Origin of the sequence: Streptomyces sp. NPDC087420 (assembly GCF_044744165.1) — a bacterium.
Classification (GTDB): Bacteria; Actinomycetota; Actinomycetes; order Streptomycetales; family Streptomycetaceae; genus Streptomyces.
The window spans coordinates 127,086-153,692 of the sequence record NZ_JBIUXU010000009.1; the positions used below are offsets into that span (position 1 = coordinate 127,086).

General features: G+C 70.6%; 22 protein-coding genes and 1 tRNA gene. 11 read left to right on the top strand and 12 right to left on the bottom strand.

From position 1 onward, the window contains the following. Positions 1-628 precede the first annotated feature (628 nt). Both ACIO1C_RS20080 and ACIO1C_RS20085 read left to right on the top strand, forming a co-directional pair. The gene (locus ACIO1C_RS20080; protein ID WP_401865384.1) at positions 629-2,587 is read left to right on the top strand and encodes a serine hydrolase; all 1,959 of its coding nucleotides are present in this window, start codon (positions 629-631) and stop codon (positions 2,585-2,587) included. Between the two features lie 320 nt (positions 2,588-2,907). Further along, positions 2,908-4,716 carry an MFS transporter gene (locus tag ACIO1C_RS20085; protein WP_401865386.1) on the top strand — a complete coding sequence of 603 codons (1,809 nt, stop codon included), beginning with the start codon at positions 2,908-2,910 and terminating at the stop codon, positions 4,714-4,716. Positions 4,717-4,791: 75 nt separating this feature from the next. On the opposite strand, the gene ACIO1C_RS20090 is transcribed toward ACIO1C_RS20085, so the two are convergent. Then, positions 4,792-5,637 carry a MerR family transcriptional regulator gene (locus tag ACIO1C_RS20090; protein WP_401865389.1) on the bottom strand — a complete coding sequence of 282 codons (846 nt, stop codon included), beginning with the start codon at positions 5,635-5,637 and terminating at the stop codon, positions 4,792-4,794. Between the two features lie 126 nt (positions 5,638-5,763). Here ACIO1C_RS20090 and ACIO1C_RS20095 point away from each other — a divergent pair, with 126 nt between their 5' ends. Further along, positions 5,764-6,504 carry an adhesin gene (locus ACIO1C_RS20095; RefSeq protein ID WP_401865392.1) on the top strand — a complete coding sequence of 247 codons (741 nt, stop codon included), beginning with the start codon at positions 5,764-5,766 and terminating at the stop codon, positions 6,502-6,504. Positions 6,505-6,685: 181 nt separating this feature from the next. Here ACIO1C_RS20095 and ACIO1C_RS20100 read toward each other — a convergent pair whose 3' ends face one another. Together ACIO1C_RS20100 and ACIO1C_RS20105 are read right to left on the bottom strand one after the other, a co-directional pair. Further along, the gene (locus tag ACIO1C_RS20100; protein ID WP_401865395.1) at positions 6,686-7,432 is read right to left on the bottom strand and encodes a hypothetical protein; all 747 of its coding nucleotides are present in this window, start codon (positions 7,430-7,432) and stop codon (positions 6,686-6,688) included. A 346-nt stretch (positions 7,433-7,778) separates the two neighbouring features. After that, a tRNA-Arg gene (locus ACIO1C_RS20105) sits at positions 7,779-7,854 on the bottom strand. 495 nt (positions 7,855-8,349) lie between these two features. On the opposite strand from ACIO1C_RS20105, the gene ACIO1C_RS20110 reads away from it, so the two are divergent. Beyond that, complete coding sequence (locus ACIO1C_RS20110) at positions 8,350-8,895, top strand: GNAT family N-acetyltransferase (RefSeq protein WP_401865398.1); 546 nt, start codon at positions 8,350-8,352, stop codon at positions 8,893-8,895. 208 nt (positions 8,896-9,103) lie between these two features. Beyond that, positions 9,104-10,126 carry an AMP-binding protein gene (locus ACIO1C_RS20115; protein ID WP_401865401.1) on the top strand — a complete coding sequence of 341 codons (1,023 nt, stop codon included), beginning with the start codon at positions 9,104-9,106 and terminating at the stop codon, positions 10,124-10,126. Positions 10,127-10,135: 9 nt separating this feature from the next. Here the strand turns inward: ACIO1C_RS20115 and ACIO1C_RS20120 are convergent, their stop codons facing one another. Then, positions 10,136-11,500 carry a M6 family metalloprotease domain-containing protein gene (locus ACIO1C_RS20120; protein WP_401865403.1) on the bottom strand — a complete coding sequence of 455 codons (1,365 nt, stop codon included), beginning with the start codon at positions 11,498-11,500 and terminating at the stop codon, positions 10,136-10,138. 357 nt (positions 11,501-11,857) lie between these two features. Here ACIO1C_RS20120 and ACIO1C_RS20125 point away from each other — a divergent pair, with 357 nt between their 5' ends. Together ACIO1C_RS20125 and ACIO1C_RS20130 are read left to right on the top strand one after the other, a co-directional pair. Beyond that, complete coding sequence (locus tag ACIO1C_RS20125) at positions 11,858-12,514, top strand: TetR/AcrR family transcriptional regulator (protein ID WP_401865406.1); 657 nt, start codon at positions 11,858-11,860, stop codon at positions 12,512-12,514. A 307-nt stretch (positions 12,515-12,821) separates the two neighbouring features. Then, the gene (locus tag ACIO1C_RS20130) at positions 12,822-14,360 is read left to right on the top strand and encodes an MFS transporter (RefSeq protein ID WP_401865408.1); all 1,539 of its coding nucleotides are present in this window, start codon (positions 12,822-12,824) and stop codon (positions 14,358-14,360) included. A gap of 162 nt (positions 14,361-14,522) precedes the next feature. Here ACIO1C_RS20130 and ACIO1C_RS20135 read toward each other — a convergent pair whose 3' ends face one another. Then, a complete protein-coding gene (locus tag ACIO1C_RS20135; RefSeq protein WP_401865409.1) occupies positions 14,523-15,110 on the bottom strand; it encodes a MarR family winged helix-turn-helix transcriptional regulator in 588 nt (195 codons plus the stop codon). A gap of 118 nt (positions 15,111-15,228) precedes the next feature. Between ACIO1C_RS20135 and ACIO1C_RS20140 the strand changes: the two genes are divergently transcribed. After that, the gene (locus ACIO1C_RS20140) at positions 15,229-16,011 is read left to right on the top strand and encodes a dioxygenase (protein ID WP_401865411.1); all 783 of its coding nucleotides are present in this window, start codon (positions 15,229-15,231) and stop codon (positions 16,009-16,011) included. 47 nt (positions 16,012-16,058) lie between these two features. Here ACIO1C_RS20140 and ACIO1C_RS20145 read toward each other — a convergent pair whose 3' ends face one another. Then, complete coding sequence (locus tag ACIO1C_RS20145; RefSeq protein WP_401865413.1) at positions 16,059-17,348, bottom strand: questin oxidase family protein; 1,290 nt, start codon at positions 17,346-17,348, stop codon at positions 16,059-16,061. A gap of 92 nt (positions 17,349-17,440) precedes the next feature. Continuing rightward, positions 17,441-17,971, bottom strand: a complete 531-nt coding sequence (locus ACIO1C_RS20150; protein WP_401865414.1) for a GNAT family N-acetyltransferase — start codon at positions 17,969-17,971, stop codon at positions 17,441-17,443. A gap of 153 nt (positions 17,972-18,124) precedes the next feature. Here ACIO1C_RS20150 and ACIO1C_RS20155 point away from each other — a divergent pair, with 153 nt between their 5' ends. Next, on the top strand, positions 18,125-19,120 hold the full coding sequence (locus ACIO1C_RS20155; RefSeq protein WP_401865416.1) for an RNA polymerase sigma factor RpoD/SigA: 996 nt from the start codon (positions 18,125-18,127) through the stop codon (positions 19,118-19,120). A 121-nt stretch (positions 19,121-19,241) separates the two neighbouring features. On the opposite strand, the gene ACIO1C_RS20160 is transcribed toward ACIO1C_RS20155, so the two are convergent. Then, a complete protein-coding gene (locus tag ACIO1C_RS20160) occupies positions 19,242-20,252 on the bottom strand; it encodes a helix-turn-helix transcriptional regulator (RefSeq protein WP_401865418.1) in 1,011 nt (336 codons plus the stop codon). A 292-nt stretch (positions 20,253-20,544) separates the two neighbouring features. Between ACIO1C_RS20160 and ACIO1C_RS20165 the strand changes: the two genes are divergently transcribed. Beyond that, a complete protein-coding gene (locus tag ACIO1C_RS20165) occupies positions 20,545-21,948 on the top strand; it encodes an MFS transporter (protein ID WP_401865799.1) in 1,404 nt (467 codons plus the stop codon). On the opposite strand, the gene ACIO1C_RS20170 is transcribed toward ACIO1C_RS20165, so the two are convergent. The 4 genes from ACIO1C_RS20170 to ACIO1C_RS20185 form a co-directional block, all read right to left on the bottom strand. Then, a complete protein-coding gene (locus tag ACIO1C_RS20170) occupies positions 21,945-22,559 on the bottom strand; it encodes a YdcF family protein (RefSeq protein WP_401865801.1) in 615 nt (204 codons plus the stop codon). The genes ACIO1C_RS20165 and ACIO1C_RS20170 overlap by 4 nt on opposite strands. Before the next feature lie 543 nt (positions 22,560-23,102). Beyond that, positions 23,103-23,876 (bottom strand): DUF6227 family protein, encoded by a 774-nt coding sequence (locus tag ACIO1C_RS20175; RefSeq protein WP_401865420.1) that lies wholly within the window; start codon positions 23,874-23,876, stop codon positions 23,103-23,105. A 123-nt stretch (positions 23,877-23,999) separates the two neighbouring features. Continuing rightward, positions 24,000-25,052 carry a P1 family peptidase gene (locus tag ACIO1C_RS20180; RefSeq protein ID WP_401865422.1) on the bottom strand — a complete coding sequence of 351 codons (1,053 nt, stop codon included), beginning with the start codon at positions 25,050-25,052 and terminating at the stop codon, positions 24,000-24,002. Positions 25,053-25,069: 17 nt separating this feature from the next. Next, the gene (locus tag ACIO1C_RS20185) at positions 25,070-26,254 is read right to left on the bottom strand and encodes a low temperature requirement protein A (protein ID WP_401865424.1); all 1,185 of its coding nucleotides are present in this window, start codon (positions 26,252-26,254) and stop codon (positions 25,070-25,072) included. A 104-nt stretch (positions 26,255-26,358) separates the two neighbouring features. On the opposite strand from ACIO1C_RS20185, the gene ACIO1C_RS20190 reads away from it, so the two are divergent. Continuing rightward, positions 26,359-26,577, top strand: a complete 219-nt coding sequence (locus ACIO1C_RS20190; RefSeq protein ID WP_401865426.1) for a hypothetical protein — start codon at positions 26,359-26,361, stop codon at positions 26,575-26,577. Positions 26,578-26,607: the final 30 nt, after the last annotated feature.

Below are 26,607 nucleotides of genomic sequence, written 5' to 3' on the forward strand. Positions count from 1 at the left end.
TGGGTCCCCGGAGACTCCGGCGCCTGCGGAGGCCGCTGAGGCTTCCGGGATCCCGGTGTCCTCAGAGGCCGTTGAGGTTTCCGAGACTCCGGCGCCCTCGGGGGCTGATGAGGCCCCGGCGATTGCGCCGACCTCGGCGGCCACCCCGGCCCGGGCAGCCACGCCAAGCCCGGCAGCCACGCCAACCGCCGCCACCACGCCAACCTCCGCCACCACGCCAAGCCCGGGGGCCGGCCCGGCCCCCGACGCCCAGGACCCGGCGGACAGCCGCTCGTTCGAGCCCGGGGCCGCTCCTGCGGCCGTCTCCGGGCTTCGGGGGCGCGACGCGGGTGATTCCACGGAGTCGGGCGCTCCGAAGGCCGACACGGGCAGCCAGGGGGCTTCTGGGGGCGCGTCCGGCCGGGACGAGGAGTCCGCTGCGGTCGGTGACGCGAAGGCTGACGACGATTCCGATTCCGTACGCGACGCCAAGGCGTCGGAGCCGGCGGAGGCCGCCGCGTCCGGGATCCGGGACGATTCGGGCCCTTCGGACGTCAAGTCAACGGATTCCGTTTCGGGAGAGTCCTCGGACTCCGAGGGCTCCCAGGGATCCGACGGACGCGACGAACCCGACCGCCCGAACGGGCCGGTGAAGTCCGAGACCTCGACGGGCACGTCGTGGGGCCGGACCCGTACCGCCGACGAATCCAACTCCGCCTCCGCCCCGGAAGCGGGACCCGAGCCGAAGGCCGACCCGAAGGCCGACCCCAAGCCGCAGGCCGGATCCGACTCCGACTCCGCCACCGAGCCCAAGCCGGACGCCGGCGCCGAACCCGAGCCGGACGCCGCCACCAAGCCCAAGCCGGACGCCGCCACCAAGCCCAAGCCGGACCCCGGCGCCGCGCCGGCCCCGAAGGCCACCCCCGCCGACGAACCGCCCGACGAACCGCCCGTCGACCGCCAGACCGCCGTCTTCAAGGCCTTCGAGCGGCCGCAGCCCGTCGACCAGCCCACCACCACGCTCAAGGTGCCCACGCCGCCGCCCGCCAGGAGCAATCCCGGCACCAGCGCCAGCACCTTCGTACCGCTGCGCAGGGACGAGAAGTCCGAGGTCCGGGCGACACCCCCGCCCTCCGCGTCCGCGTCCGCCTCCACCTCCGCCCCGGCGCCGTCGAAGCCGGCACCGTTCCCCGGCTCCACCGGAACGAGCACCCCGACCAGCACGCCCGCCGCCCCCACCCCCGCCCCCGCCTCCGCGCTCTCCGGCGCGGAACGCACCCGGCAGCAGCCCATGCCGCCCATGCCGCCGCTCGACCTGCTCGCCGAGCTGACCAACACCCCGCCGCCGCCCCAGACCCCCGTCCGTACGGCGGTCCGGCGGGTCAAGATCTGGACCCCGCTGGTCCTCCTCGTACTGATCATCTTTGCAATCGTGCAGGCTCTCCGACCGCTGCCCGACCCCGCGCTCTCCCTCACCGCCCCCGCCACCTTCACCTTCGACGGCGGCAAGCTCGAGCTGCCCTGGCCGTCCGAGGGCCAGGGCGCCGTCGAGGTCGAAGGAGTCGGCAGTCTCGGGAAGTACGGCGCCGGCAAGCCCGCGCCCATCGCCAGCGTCGCGAAGACCATGACGGCCTACGTGATACTCAAGGACCACCCCATCACCGGCAAGCAGGTCGGCCCGAAGATCACGGTCGACAAGCAGGCGGGCGAGGAGTCGAACCGTCCCGACGAGTCGACCGCGCCTCTTCAGGAGGGCCAGCAGTACACGCAGAAGGAGATGCTCCAGCTCCTGATGATCCCGTCGGGCAACAACGCGGCCCGGCTCCTGGCCCGCTGGGACGCCGGCTCCGAGAAGGCCTTCGTCGCGAAGATGAACGCGGCCGCCAAGGACCTCGGCATGACGAACTCCACGTACACGGACCCGAGCGGCCTCATGAAGACCACCGTGTCCACCCCGGCCGACCAGCTCAAGCTGGCCGGGGCGGTCGTACGGAACGACGTCTTCCGCGAGATCGTGAACACCCCGGACATCGAGATCCCGGGCATCGGCAAGCGGATCTTCAACAACAACAAGATCCTCGCCGAGCCCGGCGTGAGCGGCATCAAGACCGGCTCCTCCACCCCCGCCGGCGGCAATCTGCTCTGGACCGCGCAGACCATCATCGACGGTGAGAACCGCCGGATCATCGGCATAGTGATGGGCGCGCAGCAGGCCACCACCCTGGACGACAAGCTCAACCTGGCCATCCAGAACAGCCTCAAGCTGATCAAGGCGTCCCAGGACGGCGTCACGTCCGCCGCCGTCGTCAAGAAGGGCGAGGTCGTCGGACAGGTGGACGACGGGCTGGGCGGTACGACCCCAGTCGTCGCCACCAAGGACCTCAAGCCGGTGGGCTGGGCCGGCCTCAAGGTCACGCTCCGGCTCGGCGGCAACGTTCCGGGCAAGGGTTCGGACAGCGGGTCGAAGGTCCCGCACACCGCGAAGGCGGGCACGGTGGTCGGCGAACTGACCATCGGCACCGGCGACGGCAAGGTCTCCACCCCGGTCGCCCTCCAGCAGGACCTGGCGGAGCCCGGCTTCGGCGCCAAGCTGACCCGCGTCGGCTGATCCCCGGCCGGGGAGGCGCCGACCCTCCCCCCGGGCAGGCCCGCGCCCGCGGACCCTCCCCCGGGGAGCACCAACCCTCCCCCGGGGAAGCACCGACCCGCCCGCCTCCTGGGAAGCGCCGATCCTCACCCCGGGGAGAGGGGTCTCACATGCCCCTCTCCCCGGCCCGCCCGCCGTGCTAGCGTCCGAAACGGACATCTGCTGAACGGGGCAGGGCAACTGTGGGACGCGGGGACGGCGTCCTTAGGACATGAGGCCCCCGGGCGCACGCGGCAAGGCGGCGCGCGGAGGGGCATGTCGGGGAGACGTGGAGAGCCGCAGTGACCACCACTGAGCCGGCCCGTACGGACGGCAGCACCACCCCCGAGGGGGCGGTAAGACAGCTGCCCGCACCGCCGGACGACGGGCCCCGGGTCTTCGCCGCCGGCCTTCGCGAGCGGGTACGGAGACACCCGGTCCTGTTCACGGGCGCGCTCGCGGCGGTTGTCCATCTCCTCTGGTTCTTCTTCTTCGCAAACAGTGGCGGAGACATCGCGGCCCAGGACGCGTGGGCGGAGTTCGTCGGCCGCCACCCCGACTCCGCGTATAACCTCGCCTGGTACGGCGGGATGCACCCGGTCTCGTACAGCGTCGTCTCGCCGTACCTGATGTCGGTCCTCGGCGTCCGTACGACGATGATGATCGCCGGGACCGTCTCCGCCGCCCTGCTCGCGCTGATCCTGGTGCGCGTCCGCGCGGTCCGTAACCCCATCGCGTGCGCGATGGCCGGGGTCTTCGCTTTCCTCTGCAACGCCCTGTCGGGGCGCGTGACGTTCGGGCTCGGTGTGATGTTCGCGCTGGGCGCGGTCGCCGCCGTGTTCTGCTGGCCGCACCGCTGGCGCAGGAAGCGCTGGCTCAAGGCGGTGGCCGCCGCGCCGCTCGCCGGGCTCGCGACGGCGGCGAGTCCCGTCGCCGGACTGTTCCTCGGGGTGGTCGCGGCGGCGCTGTTCGTGAACAAGCGGCGCCCGGGGGCGTACGCGCTCGGCCTGGCGCCGGCCGTCGTGGTGGCCGTGTCCGCCTGGCTGTTCCCCTTCTCGGGGACGCAGCCGATGTCGATCGGGACGGCCTCGCTGCCGTTCGTCTTCGCGGTGTTCATCTTCGTGCTGGTGCCGCGCGACTGGCGTACGGTACGGGCCGCCGCGGCCGTCTACGGCGTCGGCGTCCTGCTGACCTGGGTGGTCGACTCCCAGATCGGCTCGAACGTGTCCCGCCTCGCGATGATCGTCGCGGGGGTGGTGCTGCTGGCCGCGCTCCCGTACACGCACCCCGGCTCGCGCCGGTGGTACGCGCTGGTGGTGGCCTTCGCCGGCCTGAACTTCTGGATCGGCTTCAAGGGCGTCGACGACATCGTCCGTACCGCTCCCACCGCCTCCTGGACCCGTGAGCTGGCGCCGCTGGTGAACCAGTTGCAGCGGGCCGGCGCGGAGCGGGGCCGGGTCGAGGTGGTCCCGGCCAGGAGCCACCGCGAGGCGTCGGCGCTCGCCCCGTACGTCAATCTCGCCCGGGGCTGGAACCGGCAGGCGGACATGGAGCGCAACCCGATCTTCTACGACGACACCCTGTCCGCGGACAACTACCGCGGCTGGCTGGACCGCTGGGCCGTGCACTTCGTGGTGCTGCCGAAGGGCAAGCCCGACACGGGGGCGAAGATGGAGGCGGAGCTGGTCCAGAAGGGCCAGCCCTACCTCAAGCCGCTGTGGGGCGACGCCAACTGGCAGCTGTTCGCCGTCGAGGACCCGATGCCGCTGGCCGATCCGCCGGCGACGGTGGACCGGGCGGGCGCGGGCGAGCTGACGATCCACGTGAAGACGGCGGGGCGGGTGCTGATCCGTATCCCGTACTCGCCCTGGCTGGGCCTGGTCGACGCGGAGGGCAAGAGCGTGCTGCCGCCGCAGGAGACGGAGGCGTCCAAGGCGGACGACGACGGCCCCAAGGTCTACACGAACCCCAACGGCTGCCTGATGAAGACCGAGGAGGACGCGGAGGGCGACGAGTGGACGGAACTGCTGGCGCCCCGGCCGGGGGTGTACCGCTTGGCGGCGCCGTACCAGCTGCCGCGGGGGACGGGCTGCCCGGAGGAACTGCGCTGAGGGGGACAGAGCGGCCCCCCTCCCCCTCCCCCCCGCATGGTCACCTCACCTCACCTCACCTCGCCTCACCCCGCCTCACCTCACGGGGAAGGCGACGTCGCACACTTCATCCGAGGGCCGGGCTCCGTCCCAATCCGCCTCGAAGTAGATCTCACGGCAGGGCCCGGCGATGGTGAGCCCCCGCTCGGCGATCCACTCCTCGACGGCCTCGAAGGCGGACAGGATCTGCGGGTGCGCGACCTGGGCCTTGGTGACCCGTACGTACGCGAGCCGCTGCGCGGGCTCGATGCGCAGTCCGGTCGTACGGTGGTTCTCGGCCGCGTACGCCTCCGCCGCCCGTACGTCCCCCACCGGCACACAGGTCTCCGCCGGGCCGTCGCTGTCGAGGCTCACCTCGGCGTGATAGGCGACGAAGGGGGTGCCCGCGACGCCCCCGCACCGCTCGGCCGCGACGGTGAGCCGGTCGAGGGCGGCGGGGATCCAGCGCGGCAGCTCGGTGGCCGGCAGGTGCCTGCGCTCGGTCAGTACGGCCTGCTCGCCCACGTCCACGGTCTTGATCTCGTACATCGGGCTTCTCCTTCTACCGGACAATCGGTCACGGAGATGGGCGGCCACCGCGCTCTGCGTGGCGTGGCGTTCCTCGCGCTCGGCCCAGTAGCCGGCGAGCACGTCCGCGGCCCGCGGCCCGGGCAGCGCCACCACCTCGGCGATCCGGGCGAGTGGCATGTCGAGCTGCCGCAGCAGCGCCACCAGCCGGGCCCGCTCGACCTGGCCGGGGCGGTACCAGCGATAGCCGGTGACCGCGTCGACCCGGTCGGGAGCGAGCAGACCGAGACGGTCGTACAGGCGCAGCGCCTTGGGCGAGAGCCGCGACCTGGCGGCGAACTCGCCGATGGTGAGGAGTCCCGCGAGGTCTTCCATGGCCCCATCTTCCGTCGCCGGGCCGCTGTCGGCCCGGTGACGGGAGGGTGAACCATGCCGTTGGGGCAAGGTCAATCCCCGGCTTCCGGTTTCCGGCGGGGGTGTGATCGCGCATAGATGGGCGGCATGAGGCCCCAGCACTCCGAGCACCCGTCGCGCAGACCACTGCGCACGGTGTTGGCGGTCCTGGCGCTGGGGGCCGCGGCCACGGCGGTAGTCACGCTCACGCTCACGGCAAGCAACACAACAGACACAGCAACGGACGACACCACACCGTCCACGTCGGCACCGACGGACGTCATACAGCCCGAACTCCCGGCCCTACGGGGGGCATTGGCCCCCACTCCGCAACCGAATCAGGGCTACTCGGTGTGGGCGGGGCCGGGTTGCGAGACGGGTGAGTACGAGGAGAAGGGCCGCTTCGAGAACGGCGACGCGGCCTGGTACACGGTGAACTCCGGCGGCCACCAGGACGATTCGTGCGACGGCAGCTTCTCGGCGATCCCCATGTCAGGCAGCGCGAACGACGACCGCGGCTCGACGGCGACGTGGTCGTGGGACCTGGGCGGGGGCTACGAGAAGTGCGCGCTGTCGGTCTACATCCCGGACAGCGGCAACAACCGCGACACGGCCGGCGCCCCCTCGGTCTACGAGATCCTGTCCGACAAGGACGACCCCACGTCGGGCTACGCGGCCTTCGGCATCCGCCAACCAGCACACCGAGGCACCCTGCTGAAGGTAGGCAACTACCGAGTGAAGGCAGACCACTTCACGGTCCGCCTAAGAGACAGAGGCCAGGACTGGGGCACCCCGTCCCGCTACGGAGCCCACCACGCAGCAGCCCAAATGAACCTGACCTGCACCTGACCCACCCTCCCCCCCTCCACCTGCGGCGGAGTGGACGCGGAGCCTGGCTGACCGGTGGCCTGGTCCCCGCCGTTCCCCGTGGTTCCCCGCCCGTTCCGGCACGGATGTGGCACGCGCGACCTTGGGCCGGTGTGTCTCTCACCTGCTGCCATGGTCCGCAGGTGTGCCGTGCGCGTATCGGTCAGAAGGGAGGTTCGAGATCGCCGCGGCCATCGCTGTGCGGCCCCTGGTCCTCGGCCTCCTCCGAAAGAGGCTCCGGGCCGGGCGGATTGTGGCCCCATGCTCCGAGGGCCCTCCACGCGAGGCGACGATTGGGGTCGTTGCTGCTGGTGTCCAGGATGCGGCGTGCGTGCACGGCGAGGTGAGCACGGTGCCCGGCGAGCGCGGGGTGTTCGGCGAGGAGGAGCGCGGCGGTGACGGCGGCTTCACGCACATCCTCGTGGCTGTCATGCAGGAAGAGCGCGACGGCCCAATAGAGCATCGAGCGCAGGTCCCGGAAGGCCGCCACGGTGGTGCTGCGGTTGAGGAAGCCGGGGAAGTACTCCTCGTTGCGGGCGACGATCTCGTCGGAGGCGTCGTGGAGTGTGGAAGCCAGCCAACCCAACAACGTCGCGCGGACGGGGCTGTCGCGATAGGGCCGTCGCGTCATGGCCGCCGGGTGGGTGAGGATGCCGGCGACGTACATGACGGCGGGGGCGGTGGCTTCGTAAATAGTGTTCTGGTGGCCGACCAGCTCACCCAGCTCCCACAAGGTGGTGACCTGGACCTTGGCATCGGGCTCCAAAAGTTGCGCCAGAACCTTGGGAAGGTCCTCACCGGACCCGAAAGCCGTCTGGAGCGAACCCCAGCCGGTCTCCGCCAGGACAACCTGGTAGGGCGGCAAGGCAGGCTCGCGGGGCGCCCGGGCAGGGGAGCGACTGTGGGTCACGGCCAAACCTAGACCAGACTTCTGACACCATCCCCCTCCAGACCAGTCACTCGCAGTGGGCTCGTGCGTCCGGTGGTGGTCGTTGGTCATCATTGGCCGCTGCCGAGCGGCCTCGGACGGCCCATCTCCGCCAAGTGTGGGTCCCATTCGGCCGACGGCGGGGACGTCTTTGATGCGGCCCGTCTGAACCTGAGCCGACGCAGGACACCCAGCACGAGGCCATGAGCCACATGGACCAGCTGCTCAGGAGGCGTCCCGGTCGTCCTTGACCGTCACCGTTGATGTCTGATCTGGATGTCAGAAGGGGGTTACGTACCAAAATTGGTACGTAACCCCCTTCTTGAACTGGTGCCCCCGGCAGGATTCGAACCTGCGACACCCGCTTTAGGAGAGCGGTGCTCTATCCCCTGAGCTACGAAGGCCCGGCTTGTGTGGAACCTTGCACGGAACTGTGGAGCAGTCTGCGCTTAGGGCCTCTTTCCAAGCCTGGAGTGTCTGAGGTTTGTGACTACGGTGTGTGCATGCGCGGTCGCCCGCGCCAGACACATCGCATCGCCTGCCTCAGATGCTCGAGCCACAGACTACCGGATCGTGGCTGGGGCGTCGCTGCGATGGGGCGTCGCCGCCGTACGTGATGTGTCGCCCGTCCCGAACCGGTGCGTCGAGCTGCGCATGGCTGGGCGCCCTCCGCGGGCGTTCCGTCCGCCGCGATGCGGCGGAAACCGAGGTACTTGATGAGTGCTTGGGGCAGCCTGCTCCAGCGCGGCGTTGCTCGACTGCGAAGTCCTCGGAATCGCCGTCGGGTGAGACGTCCGACAGCTGGCCGGGGTTGAAGGTTCCTCGGGAAACGCGGTGGGAACGTGTGCCTGTCCCCGGTAACCTGCCTCGATCTGACCAGGCCAGAGAGGTCCGCCACAGTGAGTGTCACCACGTCGTCCCTGCCGGAACGCATCGAGCTCTCGGGGGAGGGGCTTGTTCTTCGTGACTGGGTGGAGGCGGATTTGGGTGCGATGCCGGCGTTGTTCGATCATCCCGACATCGCCTATTGGACACCGATCGTCTCGCCCTTCGACGAGGCGGCCGCCCGCGCGCGGCTGGAGCGGGATCGGGAGATGCGGAAGGAGGGTACGACCATCCTCCTCGCCATCACCGTCGACGGCGGCGCGCCGCTGGGTGAAGTGATGCTGCGGCGTGTTTCCGGCAGCGTGGCGGAACTTGGCTACGCGATCGGCCCGGCGCACCGTGGGCAAGGGCTGGCGGCGCGGGCGGTGCGTGTGATGGCCGCGTACGCCTTCGAGCAGTTGGGTGCCGAGCAGGTGATTCTGGAGCTGGAGGCCGAGAACGCCCCCAGCGTGTCCGTGGCCACCGGAACGGGCTTCGGACTGCTCGACGTACCGCTGATCACGGGCGAGGAGAAGGGGCGGCCCTACGCCCTGCAGACGTGGGGCTTGAAGCGTCCCTGAGTCTCTGAGCCGACTCGGATTTCCGCGAAGGGAATCGCTGGACCCTCGTTGTTGACCATGGGGGTGGGGCCGCATAGCGTCCGGTGGTGTGGGGGATCTTGAGCGGGTTGTGGCTGCGTTGACCGCGCGTGGGGCGCCCTTTGGGGTGGTACGGGGGGAGAGCGGGGGGCTCGTTTACGCGAGTGGGCCTCGGAGCTTGGTTGAGTTCGTGGAGACCACGTGGGCCTTCGGGGACCGGCCGTTTCTCTTGATCGGTGAGCGGACCTTTAGTTACGGGGAGTTCTTCGCCGCCTCTTGCGCTCTGGCTGTGCGACTTGTGGGTGGGGAATTCGGGCTGCGGGCCGGGGATCGCGTGTGCATTGCCATGAGCGATCGGATCGAGTGGCAGGTCGCCTTCTGGGGTGTTCAGTTGGCGGGGTTGGTGGCTGTTCCCGTTGACACCTCTTGGGGGGAAGGGGAGTTCACGTCCGTGCTCGACGACTGCGACCCTCGGTTGTTGTTCGTGGATCGGGTGCGGCTGCCGCGCGTCGCTGCGTGGGCCGAGGCTGCCGCCGCGCGGGTTGTTCTCCTGGAAGGGGAGGTGGAGGGTGCCGATCCCGCCGTTGCTCCTCCCGGGCTCGACGTGCGTCCTGAGGACTGCTCCACCATCTTCTATACGGGTGAGGGGCGTTCGGGCCGTCCGCCCCTCGGCGCCGTTGCCACGCACCTCGCTCAGGCCGGGGCCGTGATGAACGCGCGCTTCCACGCCGCCGTCTCCGATCTCGGGCGGGGGCGGGGGCGGATTCCTGGGTTCGGGCCCGTGCCCGTCACGACCCTCACGTACCCCTTCTTCCACCCCGCTTCCTTCGCCGACGTCTATCGCGCCATGGCCGTCGGCGGCACCCTCCTGGTAGAGGAGGGGGAGAGGGCGGGGGCTGAGGGTGTTCCTCGGGTGCGGGTGGACGGGCGCCTCGCCGAGACCTGTGGGGCCGTGCTCCTCGACGGGCGGCCCACCCCCGTCACCGAAGTCCGCGTCACCGGGCCCCGCGGCGAACCCCTCCCCGACGGGGAAGTGGGGGAGCTGTGGCTGCGTGGGCAGTCGCTCGCGCGCGGGTACTGGGGCGACCCGGTGGCCGGCCTCGCCGCCTTCCCGGAAGGTGGCGGCGGGTGGTTCCTGACTGGTGTCCGGGCCACGGTCCGGGAGGGACATGTCAGCGGGGCCATGGGGGCCATGGGGGCCGGGGGAGAGTGAGGGGGCCGCCTACGACCGCGTCACCTTCACCCTGAACTCCCCGCCCCTCTCCTCCCCCACCACCGCGATCCGGATCCCGTTCGACCGGTCCACGAACGACTCGCCCGGGCGGTACGGCGCGTCCGACAGCTCCGCGTGTACGTTCGGCCGCCGCGTGCACCCCCCGCTCGTCTTCGCGCTGTCCGCGACCGTCACCGGCCCGCGCCCCGTGTCCACCCCCGTGTCCACCCGGTAGATCAGCACCCCCGGCCGGCACACCGCGTCGTCGTTGCCGGCCCGGGTGCGTACTTCCACCGCGTACCCCGCGTCCTTGGAAATCGGTACGAACGTCAACTTCGGGCCGCCCGCCGTCGCCAGCGGGCCCAGCAGATGCTCACTGCTCCCGCCCGTGGCGGCGCAGCTGATCTGTGAGTCGTCCAGCCAGCCGAGCTTCCATTTGTGCCAGCCCAGCAGGTCGTTGTTGGCCCCCCAGTCCTCCGACATGATGTCCCAGTGCCCGACCGTGCCCCCGCCCTGCGGCGTGTACAGGTCAGGAAGGCCGAAGACATGGCCGTTCTCGTGGGGCAGCACCCGGTAGCCCGTCTCCGCGTACGACCCCGAGCCGTCGTCCTGGCGGCTGTAGACGAACGACGTGTTGGCCAGCGGCACGCCGTCCGCGTGGGGCGCGTCCCCGTTCCCGGAGAAGGTCACGGACAGGACCGTGTCCAGCGCCGAGGGGCCCGCGTTGGGTGTGACCAGGACGTTGATCAGGTCGTACTCGCTGAAGTCGACCTTCGGGTCCGCGACCCGTACGAGGTCCTCGACGAGCTTCCGGTAGCCCGGCTCGTACGGTGACCCGCGCACTATCCCGTACGCCGTGAAGTCCTGCGGCATCCGCAGCCAGCTGGTCACGGGGGCCTCGGGACGGTAGTCGAGCCGACCGTACGAGCTGGTCCTGAACCACTCGGACGTCTGCGGGAAGAACTCCCCCAGCCGCCCGAGCGCGTCCCCCGGACCCGGCGCGTCGGGGAAGTCGATCATCAGGTTCAGGGCGCGGACCGTGCCGGTGGAGGGGGAGTAGCCGGGCGGGGTGGGCACGCCCTCAGACATTTGTACGGTGGAGGCGGACGCGATACGGCACGGGCCGAGGGCCGAGTCCTGGCCGACGGCCGCCGGGCCCGCGCTGGCCCGGGACGGGGCCTGGAGGGTCGCGCTCGCCGTGGTGAGCGCGGCGAGGGTGAGTGCGGCGAGACCCGCGAGCGCGCTGAGCCGGCCGGGCCTGCGGTGCCGGCCGCGGTACGGGCCCGACCGGCCGCCACCGCCTCCGCCGCCTCCACCACCGCGTCCGCCGCCGCCTCCCCCTCCGCCCCTGCGTATCCGACGCGTCTGCTGCATGCGGTCGCCTCCGGGTCCGCGGCGGCGGGCCGGTCCTGACCGCTGCCTGTTCGATACCGCTGCCTGTTCGCTCACCTGCCTGTTCGATCACCCTCCGTCGGTCGGCGTGTCGGCGCTCGCTGGGTGCGCCGATCGTGGGTTTTTTCCGGGTTTGTGTGTGGTTCGCGCATGATCCTTCTTCATGTGACCCAGGTCACGCGGGGAAGGTGAAATAAGCGGGGACCCTCTCCCCGTTTGCACGTGTGTTCCAGGGAAACGGGGAAGCGATCCCCGCTTACCGAAGAGCCGCGGCCCCCGCCCACCGGGGGCTCAGATCGACCGATGATCGGTCGAGGATGGACCGAGGGAGGGCCGGACGTGACCACCACCGCCGCGGAACCACGTGTGCGCCGCATTCCCCGGCCGCGCGCCGACGCGCTGCGCAACCGGGAGCGGATCGTGCACGCGGCCCGCGAGATGTTCGTGGAGTTCGGCCCGGAGGCCGCGTTCGACGAGATCGCCCGCCGCGCCGGCATCGGGAACGCCACGCTGTACCGGCACTTCCCCGACCGGCACTCCCTCGTCAACGACGTCGTGCTCTCCGTGATGGCCCGGACCGCCGAACAGGCGGAGCGGGCCGCGATCGAGGAGGACGACCCGTTCGCCGCGCTGCGCCGCTTCGTGCACGCCGCCGCCGACGAACGGATCGGGGCCCTGTGCCCCATGCTCTCCGGTACGTTCGACCGGGACCGCCCCGAACTGGACGCCCAGCGCGAGCGCCTCGAAGGCGCCGTGGAAGGGCTGATGGAGCGGGCCAGAAGGACCGGACAGCTCCGCACCGACGTCGCCGTGGGCGATCTGATGGTCGCGTTGTCCCAGCTCACCCGCCCGTTGCCCGGTACCGGCTGCGTAGACATGGACCGGTTCACCCACCGGCACCTGCAGCTGTTCCTGGACGGACTGGCCGCCCCGGCCCGGTCCGTACTGCCGGGCAAGGCCGCGACCCTGGAGGATCTGCGCCGCGCCGCTCCGTGACGCGCCCTGAACCAAGACCCACGGATCAAAACCCTCAGATCAAAAACCCTCAGATCAAAAACCCTCAGATCAAAAACCCTCGGAACGAGAACGCCGACCGTACGTGAGGACCGCGCGCCGCGGACCTTCCGGCCCGGACCGGCCCAGACCTCACCAGGACAAACGTCCCGGGCGAACGTGCCGAACTTCGTCCGTCCATCACTCCGTCACTCAGTGACCCCAGTGACTCCATGACCTCGTAAGGCATGCACCGTCGCATGTACTTACGTACGTTTTCGCCTTTCTGCACCCTTAGGTGGATCCCTCCATGTCAAAAACAGCCGAAACACGGCTCCCCGACCAGGACGCCTCGGCTCCTGACCCGACCCGCTGGAAAGCGTTGGCGTTCATCGCGCTCGCCCAGCTGATGGTCGTGCTCGACGCGACGATCGTGAACATCGCCCTGCCCTCCGCCCAGAAGGACCTCGGGATATCGGACGGCAATCGGCAGTGGGTCATCACGGCCTACGCACTCGCCTTCGGCGGGCTCCTCCTCTTCGGCGGCCGTATCTCGGACCTGTGGGGACGCAAGCGCAGCTTCGTCGTCGGTCTCTCCGGCTTCGCCCTGGCGTCCGCGCTCGGTGGCGCGGCCACCAGCGAGTTCATGCTGCTCGGCGCCCGTGCCCTCCAGGGTGCCTTCGGTGCCCTGCTCGCCCCGGCGGCCCTGTCGCTCCTCGCGGTGACCTTCACCGACCCCAAGGAGCGCGCCAAGGCCTTCGGCATCTACGGGGCGATCGCCGGTGGCGGTGGCGCCGTGGGTCTGATCCTCGGCGGCTTCCTCACCGAGTACCTCGACTGGCGCTGGACGTTCTTCGTCAACGTCCCCTTCGCGGTGGTCGCCGCCCTCGGCGCCTACTTCGTGATCCGGGAGCCCTCGGGCACCCGTAACCGCTCCGCCCTGGACGTCCCCGGTGTGATCCTGTCCACGCTGGGCCTGGTCTCGCTGGTGTACGGCTTCACCCGCGCCGAGTCCGAGGGCTGGTCCGACCCGACGACCATCGGTCTCTTCGTCGGCTCCGTCGTGCTCCTGACGGCGTTCGCGGTGGTCGAGTCCAAGGTCAAGAACCCGCTGCTGCCGCTGCGCGTGGTGACCAACCGCAACCGCGGTGGTGTCTACCTCTCGCTGGGCCTCGCGATCATCGCGATGTTCGGGCTCTTCCTCTTCCTGACGTTCTACCTCCAGATCGTGAAGGGCTACTCGCCGGTCCAGACCGGCTTCGCCTTCCTCCCGATGATCGCGGGCATGATCATCGGCTCGACCCAGATCGGTGCCCGGCTGATGACCCGGGTGCCCGCGCGGCTGCTCATGGGCCCGGGCTTCCTGCTCGCGGCGATCGCCATGCTGCTGCTGACGCAGCTGGAGATCGGCTCCTCGTACGCGGGTCTGATCCTCCCGGCCGAGATCATGCTGGGTCTCGGTATGGGTACGGCGTTCATGCCAGCCATGTCCCTCGCCACGTTCGGCGTCGAGCCGCGTGACTCGGGCGTCGCCTCCGCGATGGTGAACACCTCGCAGCAGGTGGGCGGCGCGGTCGGTACGGCCCTGCTGAACACGATCGCGGCCTCCGCGACCACCTCGTACCTCACCTCCCACGCCGTGGGTTCGGGCGGCCAGAAGCTGCTCCAGGCCCAGGCGCTGGTGCACGGTTACGCGAGCGCCATCTGGTGGGCCGTCGGGATCCTGGTCGCCGCCTCGGCGATCGCGGTCACCTTCATCACCGCCGGGCGTCCGAACATGGACCCGACGAAGGTCGGCGGCAGCGAAGGGGCCGAGGGCGAGGTCCAGGTCCCGGTCGCGATGCACTGACGGTCGTGCGGGAAGGCGACGGTGTACGAAGCGGTGGCGCGGTGACCCCGTACCCGCCGTAGTGAGAAAAAGCGCGGTCGGCGATCGCGCGGGACAGTGAAAAAGCGCGGTCGGCGATCGCGTGGCACGGTAACGACGGATCTGCCCTGGTGTCGCGGTGGTTCAGCGGCGCCAGGGCAGATCCGCGCCCGTACCCTCCGGCTGCAACCCCTTCGCGATGACCCACATGATCTCGCCGAGCTGGGTCACCTGCTCGGGGGTGAGCCGGTCGAAGATCGCCTGGCGTACGGCGGTGACGTGCTCCGGCGCGGACCGCGCGAGCACCTCGTTGCCCTCGTCCGTCAGATACGCGTTCTGGCCGCGCTTGTCGGACGGACACTCCTCGCGCCCGACCCAGCCGTACTTCTCCAGCCGGGCGATCGCGTGCGAGAGCCGGGACCGGGTGATCTTGGCGGCCATGGCCAGCTCCGTCATCCGCATGCGGCGGCGGGGGGCGCGGGCGAGGTAGACCATCAGGGCGTAGTAGATGTGCGGCATGCCGGCGTCGCGCTGGAGCTGCCGGTCGAGGTGGTCCTCCAGGAGGGTGCTGCCCTGGACGTAGGCCTGCCAGACGTCCTGCTCGGCGGGGGTGAGCCAGCGAGGCTCCGCGCCGTCTATACCGCCTGCGCTGCCGCCCGTATTGCCTGCGCCGCCCGTGCTGTCCGTACTACCGCCCGTACCGGCCGCGCTGCCGGAGGATGCCGTGGTCATGAGGCCACTCTACCTATTCTTGAAAGTTAAACTAGATGCGGCTAGGCTTGTTGCGGCAAGCGCTTGAGGTCTCAAGTAAAAGTCCGAACCGTCCGAACGGATCACCTTTGGAGTCGCCATGAACGCCGTCGCGGAGCGCATGCCTGCCCTCTACCTCTCCCATGGCGCGCCTCCTCTCGCGGACGACGCGAACTGGACCAGCGAACTCGCCGCGTGGTCCGCGACTCTGCCCCGCCCCAAGGCGATCCTGATGGTCTCCGCCCACTGGGAGGAGGCTCCGCTCGCGCTCGGTGCGACGGAGACCGTACCTCTTGTGTACGACTTCTGGGGATTCCCCGAACGCTATTACGCGGTGGAGTACGCGGCGCCGGGGGCGCCGGAACTGGCCGATTCCGTAAGGAAGTTGCTCCGCGGCGCCGGTACGCCCGTACAGGACGTACCGGACCGCGGCCTCGACCACGGGGCCTACGTGCCCCTGGTCGAGATGTTCCCCGAGGCCGACGTCCCCGTCCTCCAGGTCTCCATGCCCACCCTCGATCCCCGGAGGCTGCTGGAGATCGGGCGCAAGCTCGCGCCGCTGCGGGACGAGGGGGTACTGATCGTCGGCAGCGGCTTCTTCACCCACAACCTGGCGGCGCTGCGACACGCGGGCGGCGGGGTGCCGGGCTGGTCGGCGGAGTTCGACGACTGGGGGACGCGGGCGCTGCTCGCGCAGGACGTCGACGCGCTGCTCGACTTCGAGAACAAGGCGCCGGCCGGGCGGCTGGCCCATCCCCGTACGGAACACTTCGCTCCGCTCTTCGTCACGCTCGGCGCCTCGGAGGGGGAGCTGGACAGCGGGCGGAGTGTGATCGACGGCTTCTGGATGGGGCTGGCGAAGAGGTCGCTGCAATTCGGCTGAGGCGGGTGGGTGCGCGAAGCGGTCCGGCGCGCGAGGCGGTCCGGGCCTCAGAGCGCCGGCGGGTTGAGTTCGACGGCCCGTACGGCGGCGGCGAGGGCGGTGCCGTCCCACCCGTTCCCGTCCCACCCGTTCCCGCCGCGCCCGTCGTCCGTCCCGCCGAACGCCGCCACGTCCAGCGCCGTGTCCGTGAACTTGATCGTGTGGTCGTCGCCGTGCGCCGCCGCCCGCGCGAAGATCTCCTCCGGCGCCAGCGAGGTGGATGCGTACGGCGCCGGGTCGTCCGGTGCGTACGCGGCCGTCACGGCCGCGCTCGCCGCCCAGGCGGCCTCCAGGCTCGGCGCCCACAGTTCGGGCGGGAGGGCGGGGAGGGTACGGAGCACGGCGTTCGGCGCGGTCGCGGCATGCACCAGCATGATCGGCTCGCCGTGCCCGTGGGTCGCGTAACGGTGCACGGCCGCGGTCACCAGCTCCGCCAGCCGCTCGCGCGCGGCCTCGGGGCCGAAGAGGCCGCCCCGTACCCCTTCTCCCTCTGCCTCTGGTGCCCCGTCCCCTGCCGCTCGTGTCCCGTCCGGAACCCCCTCCGCAGGCCAGTCGGGGAACGCCGTGAGCAGCCTGAGCCGCTGCTCGATGCCACCCGTCCGCTCGGACACCGGCGGTACGGCGGCCAGCGCGGCGGCGGCGCTCGACGCCCGGGGGAGCCGTACGAGGGGAGGGAGCGGGCGGTACCGCGCGGCCCAGTACCCGAGGCCGTGGGCCAGCTCCGCGCGGCGCGGGGCCGTCTCCTCGGTCGTCAGCAGGGTCCGTACGGCATGGCCCACCCGGATCACCGGATGCGTCGCGCCACCCGCGATGCCGGGCAGCAGCCGGGGCCACCACTCGGCGAGCACGTCGCGCCAGGGGCGTACCGCGATCTCCCGCCCGAAGTGGCCCGTCCAGTCGGCGACCCGCCCGATGTCGCCGAGCGCCTCCCGCCAGGTGGCCGCCGTGACCGGGGTGCCGGTGGGCGGCATGTCCTCCAGGCGGTCGCGGTAGTGGTCGAGCCAGCGGTGGACGGCGGGCGCCTGACCGTGCCGTACCAACGCCTCCACGGCCATCGGGGCGTGGTTGCTGAGCCACCCCTGGCGCTCGGGTCCGGAGGCGTGCAGCCGCTCCAGCGCCTCGTCGAGCGTGCCGGTGGTATCGGGCGTGCTGGTGGTGTCGAGTGTGCCGGCGCTGTCGGGCGTGCCGCCGATGTTGATCGGACCGCCGTTGTTGATCGGGCCGCCGGTGTCGATCGGGCCGCCGGTGGAATCGCCAGGGCCGTCGCTGTTGTTGTCACTGATGCCGGTGGTGTCCATACCCGCACGCTAGGCGCGGCGCCACCGGTGGTGTAACGGCCCGCAGACCTAGGGTGACGGCCCATGGGCCTAAGCCGTGGGACCCGGCGGACCTACGCCCCAGGCCCCAGCCGCTTCTCGTACCACGCCACGTCCCAGTACCGCCCGAACTTCCGGCCAACCTCGCCGTACGTCCCCACGTGGCGGAAGCCGAAGCGCGTGTGCAGCCGGGCCGAGGCGTCGTTGGGCAGGGAGATGCCCGCGTACGCGCGATGCACGTCCTCGTCCGCCAGCGCGTCGAAAAGCGCCTGGTAGAGCAGGGTGCCGAGGCCCCGGCACACGTGGTCGGGCGCGCAGTAGACGCTGACCTCCACGGAAGTGGAGTAGGCGGGCTTGGGACGGAACGGGCCGCTCGTCGCGTACCCGAGAATGCGGGCAGACGGGACATCCTGAGCAACCAAAAGGCGGTGCGGGCCGTCTACAGGGTGGGAGCGCAGCCACGGCAACCGCTCCTCCGAAGTGAAGGCAACGGTGTCGAAAGTGATGGCCGTCTCATGGATGAAGTGGTTGTAAATGTCCGTGAGTGCACCGAGATCGGCCTCCGTCCCGGCCCTGACCTGCACGTCCGTCGGCCGCTGCGGCATGTGCCCTCCCTCGTCGGCCGGACAGGGTACTGCATGATCACAAAAATCCAGGTACGCAGGGGAATTCTGTCCTGATTCCAGTCGTTGTTTCCAACGGATGCAGGGCACCCGAAAGGGTGTCGCGACCTACTCAGTCCAGTTAAGGGAGCTCGCATGGCAACCCGTGCCGTCGCCCGTCGTTCCGCCACCGGCGGTTCGAAAGCGGCAAGCAGTGTTCGCGCCGTGGGCGGGGAGATCGCCGACCGCGACCTGGTCGGCATGTACCTCGACGAGATAGCGCGCACACCCCTGCTCGACGCCGCCAAGGAAGTCGAGCTGTCCCAGACCATCGAGGCAGGTGTGTTCGCCCGGCAGATCCTCGACGGAGAGGTGGAGAGCGAGGCAGGCGGAGCTTCGCACGAAGAGCTCGAGGCGCTGGTCGCCGCGGGCGAGCGTGCGAAGGACGTCTTCATCCGCTCGAACCTCCGTCTGGTGGTGGCGGTCGCGCGCCGTTATCCGCGCAGCGGCCTGCCCCTGCTCGACCTGATCCAGGAGGGCAACGCCGGCCTGGTGCGTGCCGTGGAGAAGTTCGACTACGCCAAGGGCTTCAAGTTCTCGACGTACGCCACGTGGTGGATACGCCAGGCCATCACCCGGTCCATAGCGGACCAGTCCCGTACGATCCGGCTGCCCGTCCACCTGGTGGAGGAGCTGGGCAGGATCCGCCGTGTGCAGCGCGAGTTCAACCGTGAGAACGGACGCGATCCTGACCCCGCCGAGGTCGCCAAGGAGCTGGACTCGACCCCGGAGCGTGTCAACGACGTACTGGACTGGGCCCGTGACCCGGTCAGTCTGAACATGTCGGTGGACGACGACGGGGACACCCAGTTCGGTGACCTGCTGGAGGACACCTCCGCCGTCTCGCCCGAGCAGTCCGTCATGACGCTTCTGCGCAGTGAGGAGCTGGACGATCTGATCGGCAAGCTCGACGAGCGCACGGCCTCGATCATCAAGATGCGCTACGGCATCGTGGACGGCCGGGAGCGCACGCTGACCGAGGTCGGCAAGGAGCACGGACTCACGCGTGAGCGGATACGGCAGATCGAAAAGCACGCGCTCATGGAGCTGAAGAAAATGGCTCGTGACACCGGCTTCGACGCGGCGGCGTGACGTCGCCGCCCATCGGCCGTAGTGTCAGCCCTACGCACACTGCTTCTGGGTGTCGCGTACGGGCCGACACGTCGGCCCCCTCAGACGAGCCCCGGCACCAACCCCCCCCAGGTGCCGGGGCTCACCTCTGCCCTCCGCTCTGTCCTCCGGACTCCCCGTGCTCAGCCGTTGGGGCTGCCGCCGCCCGGGTGAGCCGGGCCCCCAGGTCGTTCAGATAGTCCGTCAGCTGGGCGGGGCCGTGGGCCGTGAACGCGCAGTTCACCAGCGCGAGTCGCAGCGCCAGCCACTCCAGCGAGTCGTGCGACGTGGTGCGCAGCCGGCAGGAGCCGGGCCCGGTCGGCTCCGGCGTGCCGAGGTAGGCGGGCAGCCGCGCCGCCACGAACTCCGCGGGCGCGGCGAAGCTCACATCCACCTCCAGCCGCGGCTGCATCCGTGCCATGGACCGTGCCATGAACTCCGCCGCGTCCCCCGTCGGCAGTTCGCGCGCCGTGAAGCGTGCCCCGGTGGCCACGGGGTCGCTGACCCGGTCGACGCGGAACGTACGCCAGTCCTCCCGCCCCAGGTCGTACGCGACCAGGTACCACCGACTGCCGGTCGACACCAGGCGGTACGGCTCGACCTGACGCTTCGTCTCCGTACCGTCGCCCGACCGGTAGCCGAAGCGCAGCCGCTCCGTCCCGGTGACGGCCGACGCCATCACCGTCAGCGTGCGCGCGTCGATGGTCGCGCCGTCGCCCCGGGTCAGCGGCATCGTCGCGGCCTGGAGGGTGGAGACACGGCGCCGCAACCGCGACGGCAACACCTGTTCCAGCTTCGCGAGCGCCCGTACGGACGCCTCCTCGACGCCCTCGATGGCGTGCCCGGCACCGGCGCGCAGCCCCACCGCGATGGCGACGGCCTCCTCGTCGTCGAGGAGCAGCGGCGGCATCGCCGTGCCGGCCACCAGCCGGTAGCCGCCGATCGCGCCTTTGGACGCCTCGACCGGATAGCCCAGGTCACGCAGCCGGTCGATGTCCCGGCGGATGGTGCGCGGGCTGACGTCGAGCCGCTGTGCCAGCTCGGTGCCCGGCCACTCGCGTGGCGTCTGGAGGAGGGAGAGCAGGTTGAGGAGCCGTGCCGGGGTGTCCGTCATGTCTCCATGATGGTGTTCATCTAGGACAGAAGCTGGCCTACATGCCACCTAGCTTCTTCGCATGACCACATCGGCCGCCGTACCGGATACGGCTTCTCTTCCTGCTACCGACCCCGGGGCTGTCGCCGACACCGGAGCTGTCACCAATGCCAGAGCTGTTACCGACCCCGGAGCTGTCACCGATCCCGGAGCTGTCACCGATCCCGGGGACACCGGCCACCCCAGCTCGGCCGACGGCGGACTCACCGGCCCCGCGGGCGACCGGCGCCGCTGGCTGGCGCTGGCGGTCGTCATGACCGCGGCCTTCATGGACCTGGTCGACGTCACCATCGTCAACATCGCCGTCCCGAGCATCGAACGGGACCTGTCGACCTCCTTCGGGGCGATCCAGTGGATCACCGCCGGATACGCGCTGGCCTTCGCGGCCGGGCTGATCACGGGCGGCCGGCTCGGTGACATCTACGGCCGCAAGCGGCTCTTCCTCGTGGGTATCACCGGCTTCACCGTCGCGTCCGCGCTCTGCGGGTTCGCGGTGAACCCGGACATGCTCGTCGCCTCCCGCCTCCTCCAGGGCGCGATGGCCGCGCTGATGGTGCCTCAGGTGCTGGCGATCATCCACGCCACCTTCCCGGCGCACGAACGCGGCAAGGTCTTCGGGATGTTCGGCGCGATCATCGGGCTGGGCGCGGTCTCGGGGCCGCTGCTGGGGGCGCTGCTCACGCAGTGGAACCTGTTCGGCCTCGAATGGCGCCCGATCTTCCTGATCAACCTGCCGGTCGGGATAGCCGGGGTGCTGCTGGGCCGGAAGTTCATCACCGAGTCCAAGGCGCCCAAGGCGCTGCGTCTCGACCTCGTCGGCGTCGTGCTGGTGACGGCGGGCCTGCTGATGCTGATCTATCCCCTCACACGGGGACGTGAGTTGGGGTGGCCGCTCTGGGGCCACCTGTGCATGGCGGGCAGCCTGGTCGTCTTCGGCGCGTTTGTGGCGTACGAGAAGTACAAGACGCGCAAGGACGGGTCGCCGCTTGTCGAACTGTCGCTGTTCAAGGTCAAGAGCTTCGGCGCGGGCATCGCCGTACAGCTCACCTTCGGTGTCGCCCTGGGCATCTTCTTCCTGGTCTGGACGCTGTACATGCAGATCGGCCTCGGCTGGACCCCGCTGCGCGCCGGCCTGACGGGTCTGCCGTTCTCCGTCGCGGTGTCGGTGGCCGCCGGTCTCTCGGTCCAGGTCCTGGTGCCGCGCTTCGGGCGCAAGGTGCTCCAGGCGGGTGCGCTGACGATGATCCTGGGCGTGCTGCTCTACATCGGCGAGGCGGCGCGCTACGGCACGCAGATCCACTCCTGGCAGATGATCCTGCCGCTCATGGTCATGGGGATCGGGATGGGCCTGATCGTGGCGCCGCTGACGGACGCGGTGCTGTCCGAAGTACCCCGCGAACACTCCGGCTCGGCGTCCGGGCTGATCAACACCACCCAGCAGATGGGCAACGCGCTGGGGCTCGGGCTGGTGTCGGTGGTCTTCTTCGGCGTGGTGGACGACAAGGTGGGTACGACGGCCGCCCCGGCCGCTGTGGCCACCGCGTTCACGGACGGCTTCCAGAACGCGCTCTGGTGGGTGGTGGGCGTCATGACGCTGATCTTCGCGGTGATGTTCGCGCTGCCCTCGAAGGCGCGAAGCGCGGGCGCTGAGCGCTAGGCGCCGTCCGTTACTGCCCCTCTGAGGAGGTGCCCGTCGAAGCCCGCGTCCACGAGGGACGCGTACGCGGCGAGCACCTCCTCCGGCACGTCCTGCTCGACGGCGAACCCGCGCTTCGGATACTCGATCACGCGCTGAAGATCGCCGACGAGCATGTCCACGACCAACTTCTCGTCCCCGATGGTCTTCACGTACGCGTCGAACTCCAACGGTACCGAGGCGCAGGTCACCTCGACCTCGGGCCACAGCTTCCGGGTGGTGGCGTAGGCGCGGCGCTCCATGTACGGCTTGCAGACGAGCAACACGCTTCGCGGCACGATCCCGGCGGCGGCCAGCAGGTCGCGCGAGAACGCGATGTTCTCCCCGGTGTTGGCCGCGCGCGGCTCCACGAGGATCGCCTCGTCCGGGACGCCGAGCGCGATCGCGTGCTCGCGGAAGTGCGTTGCCTCTCCGCGGGGGAACCAGGCGAGGGTGCCGGGGCTGTTGCCGCCGGTGAACAACAGGGTCGTGAAGAGCCCGGCGCGATACAACGCGGCGCAGTGCGCGGCAACGCCAAGATCATGACTCCCGAGCCCGACTGCTACGTCGACGGGGTGGGGTGCGTGGCGCATGCGGTGGTAGTCCCACAGGGTGGTGATGTCGGCAGAACGGTCCACGCGAGCGCCTCCTGAACGACGGCCTTGGCGGCCGGGCTTTTTGTCCTCAAGCGCCGGACGGGCTTGGTTTTGCCCGCTGCGGGCCGGCTTTTATCCGCAGGCCGGTTGCCGGGGGCCGGGCAGGGGCCGTGTCCTGCACTGCATGTTTTACGTCGCGTTCAGCAACTCCGAATTGCGTGACGGTCGCCATGCGACACAAAACACGCTCTACGTTCCGGACACGACCCCTGCCCGTCCCCCTTCCAGGCCCGCGCCAAAACAACCCGGCCCACCCCGGGTCTCTAAGCCGGTCCGGCGTTTGAGGACGCAGTGACCCGCGCGTGCCCGCCGCGCAGGGGCACCATCCAGCCCGTCCGGCGTTTGAGGACATCAGTAAGCCGCGCCCGCGCACCGGGCAGACGCCACAATCAAGCCCGTCCGGCGATTGAGGACAACGGGCCGGCCGCGAGGCCGAGCGCGCCGCGGAGGCCAGCAACGCCACGCCCACTCCACCGCGGCCTAGCGGACCCGCGCCCTCGCCTCCATCACGTCGCGCGCCGTCCGCTCCGCCCCGTACACCTCACACATGTGGCGCCCGTCCGGCGTCGCCGTGTGCTCGACCTCCCACAGGCTCATCTCACTGCCGTCAACGAGTAAGAACGCGTGCTCGTACAGCATGAACCCCGCGTCCTTGCCCTCCACCTGGCACTGCCGCCCGAACACCTGCGTGATGTGGTGGGCGAAAGCCGTCCGCAGCAGCCGAGCCGTCTCCTCGCCCGGCCGGTCCGCGTTCTCCGCGCGGCGCAGGACCCGGCGGGCGTGGTCCGGGGAGTTGTCCGGGACGTACATGCGAGGCGCAGGCGTCGGCGGCGTGGCCAGCAGGCGGTCCAGGAGGGCGAGGTCGAAGTCGTCGAGTGGCGGCGGCCCGGCGGACACGAGGGGATCCGGCGACCCGAGCCGAGGTGCCTCGGGGCTGCCGGGACGGCACAGCCGCGACGCGGCCAGCTGCGCCTCGTCCTCGTCGGCGTACAGCTCGTGGAGCTGCGCACCGCCGCGCCCGGTGTTGTGCACCAGCTCCCAGAGCGTCATGGTGCTGCCGTCGGTGAGCAGGTAGGAGTGTCGGTACGTCTCGCGGTGCAGTCCGGCACTGTGGTGGGCGGAACACAGCGAACTGGCGTGCGCCAACGCCGAATCGAGCCGCTCGACCAGTGCGTCGGGAAGGTCGAAGGAGTTGAGTGCCCGACCCAGGAGTCGCTCGAGGTGCGTCTCGGTTGTCTCATGCGGATCGTTCAAGTTGGGTCTCCAGGCCGTCGCCACATGTCACTTGGTGATTGCATAACGTAGTCCCTGGGGGTGACATTGCGTCCCAAGTTTATGAAAACTATCGGCGCGTTCGCGTGGTTCATGCGCGCCCCCTCAACTCCGTTGGCCCACAGGCCGGTCGAGCCCGTACAACTCCCGGTAGGAGGGAAACATTCCGCCCGGCCCCTCAACGCTCTCCGCGGCCAGCACGGCCCGCACGATCGCCCTGGTCACGACGTCGGCCCCGGCGGCGAGCACCTCGTTGAGGGCGAGCGGCTCGTCGTCGGCGAGGGGACGGTCGCCCGTCGCGAGGGCGAAGACCGTGTCGCCGTCGTTGAGCAGGTGTACGGGACGGACGGCGCGCGCGATGCCGTCGTGCGCCGTCCCCGCGAGCTTCTGCGCCTCCGCCCGGGTCAGTCCGGCGTCGGTGGCGACGACGGCGAGCGTGGTGTTGAGGGGCGGCGGCCCGCTCCGCTCGCGCAATTCGGCCAGGCGCTGCCGGGCCGCCTCGTGGACCTCGGCCGGCGGGTACGCCACCGGGCCGTCGAAATACCGCCCGTACAGCACCCCGGTCAGCGGATCGACCGCGGAGCCCGCCGCGTTGGCCACGACCAGCGCGGCGACGGTGATCCCGGAGTCCAGGACCGTACTCGCCGTGCCGACCCCGCCCTTGAGGGGGCCGACAAGGGCGCCCGTACCCGCGCCCACCCCGCCCTCGGCGACCGGCGCCCCGCTCGCGGTGGCATCCGCCGCCTCCACCGCGGCGCGTCCGGTCGCCGCGTCCGGGCGGATCAGCCAGCCGCCCCCGCGGCCCAGATCGAAGATGCCGGCGGTCGGGACGACCGGCACCACCTGGGCGGGATCGGGCCCGACCCGCACCCCGCGCCCCCGCTCCTCCAGCCACGCCATCACCCCGGACGCGGAGTCGAGCCCGAACGCGCTGCCGCCCGACAGCACGACGGCGTCGATACGCCGCACGATGTTGCGCGGATCCAGGGCATCGGTCTCCCGGGTGGCCGGCCCGCCGCCCCGTACGTCCACCCCCGCCACCACCCCGCCCTCCGGCGCGAGGACCACGGTGGTGCCGGTGAGGGCCAGCGCCCCCGCCACCTGGGCGTGGCCGACCCGCAGTCCGGCCACATCGGTCAGTGCGTCGTTGGCTGCCATGAGCATCGTTCCCTTCCTCAGAATCCGGCCACGCGCGCGGACCGCGCGGCGAGCGTCACTCCCACGGCGACCGCCATCGCTGCCACCACCCCCGCGGAGAGGACTGCCCACACCCCCGCGAACGTACAACCGATGATCACCACCGCCGCGCCCGGAAGCACGAGCTGCTGCGCCGTACCCGTCTTGAAGTGCCTCGCGTGCAGGGCCCACACCGTGATCACGAACAGCGCGGCCGGGATGGTCACGGCGGCCGACGCCGCCGCCGTCGAGACGTGCGCCTTCCCCACCGCGTGCTCCACCGCGACCTCCAGTCCCGCCCCGATGGCCGCGGCCGACCCGAAGATCACGAAGTGACCGTATCCCCACGGGAGGGCTTCCCTGTTGCTGGTCAGCCGTTGGTGCGCGGGGACCGCGAAGTAGATCCACCAGGCGGCGAAGACGAGCAGGATGCCCCCGCCCGCGATGGGCAGCAGCTTTCCGACGGCTTCGTGTTCGTCGAGCGCCGACTGGACGGCGACGGTCGCGGCCGACATCGTCTCGCCGAGGACGATCAGCGTGAACAGCCCGTAGCGCTCGACGATGTGATGCGGATGCCAGGGCGTCTCATGCGCTCGCTCCGCGATCACCGGCACCAGCAGCTCGGCCACCCCGACCACGACGAACAGCCAGCGCCGCATACCCTCCGGCGCGGCCAGGAGCGCCACCCACGCCCCCTCACAGATCACCAGCCCGACCGCGTAGCGCAGCGCGGCCGTCCTGGCCGGCCCCGCGGGCTCGGAGGCTGCCGCCCGCAGCCACTGCCCGGTCAGCGCCACCCGCATCACCAGATATCCGATGACGGTGACGACCCAGTCGTTGTCCGCGAAGGCGCGGGGCACGCCCGCCGCGTAGATCAGCACCCCGCAGATCTGCACCAGCGTCGCGATCCGGTACGGGACGTCGTCGCAGTCGTAGGCCGAGGCGAACCAGGTGAAGTTCATCCAGGCCCACCACACTCCCCAGAAGACGAAGAGGTAGCCGATGATCCCGGTGCCCGGGTGGCCTTCGGCGAGCGCGTGCACCAGTTGCAGTCCGGCCTGCGCGACCGCCACCACGAAGCACAGGTCGAAGAAGAGCTCCAGCGGTGTGGCGGTCCGATGCGTCTCGTCCCGGCCGCGCGCGGTCATCCTGCGCAGAGGGCCTGCTGCGTTGGTCGACATCATGCGCCCAGCACAGCAGAGGGGGCCCCGGTGGCCGGGCCGGACGCGCGCACGGGTCTGCCCGGCCGCCGATCCGGGTGGGACGGCGGTGACCGTACCCTGGAGGTATGAGCATTGCCCCCACCCCCGAGCCGGCCGCGGAGCAGTCCCGGCCGTCCCGTCCGAAGCCGCCCCGCCCGACCCAGGGGCTCGTCTTCGACGATCCGCTGGACCAGCAGTCCTCGGACGACACGGACGGTGGCTGGGGAGAGCGGCCCGCCGGGGGCGGCGACAGCGCCGCCGACCTGGCCCGTTTCCTGGACGAGAAGCCGCCCCACCACATCTGATCCGGACCGCCGGGCGCGCTCCGGCGGCGG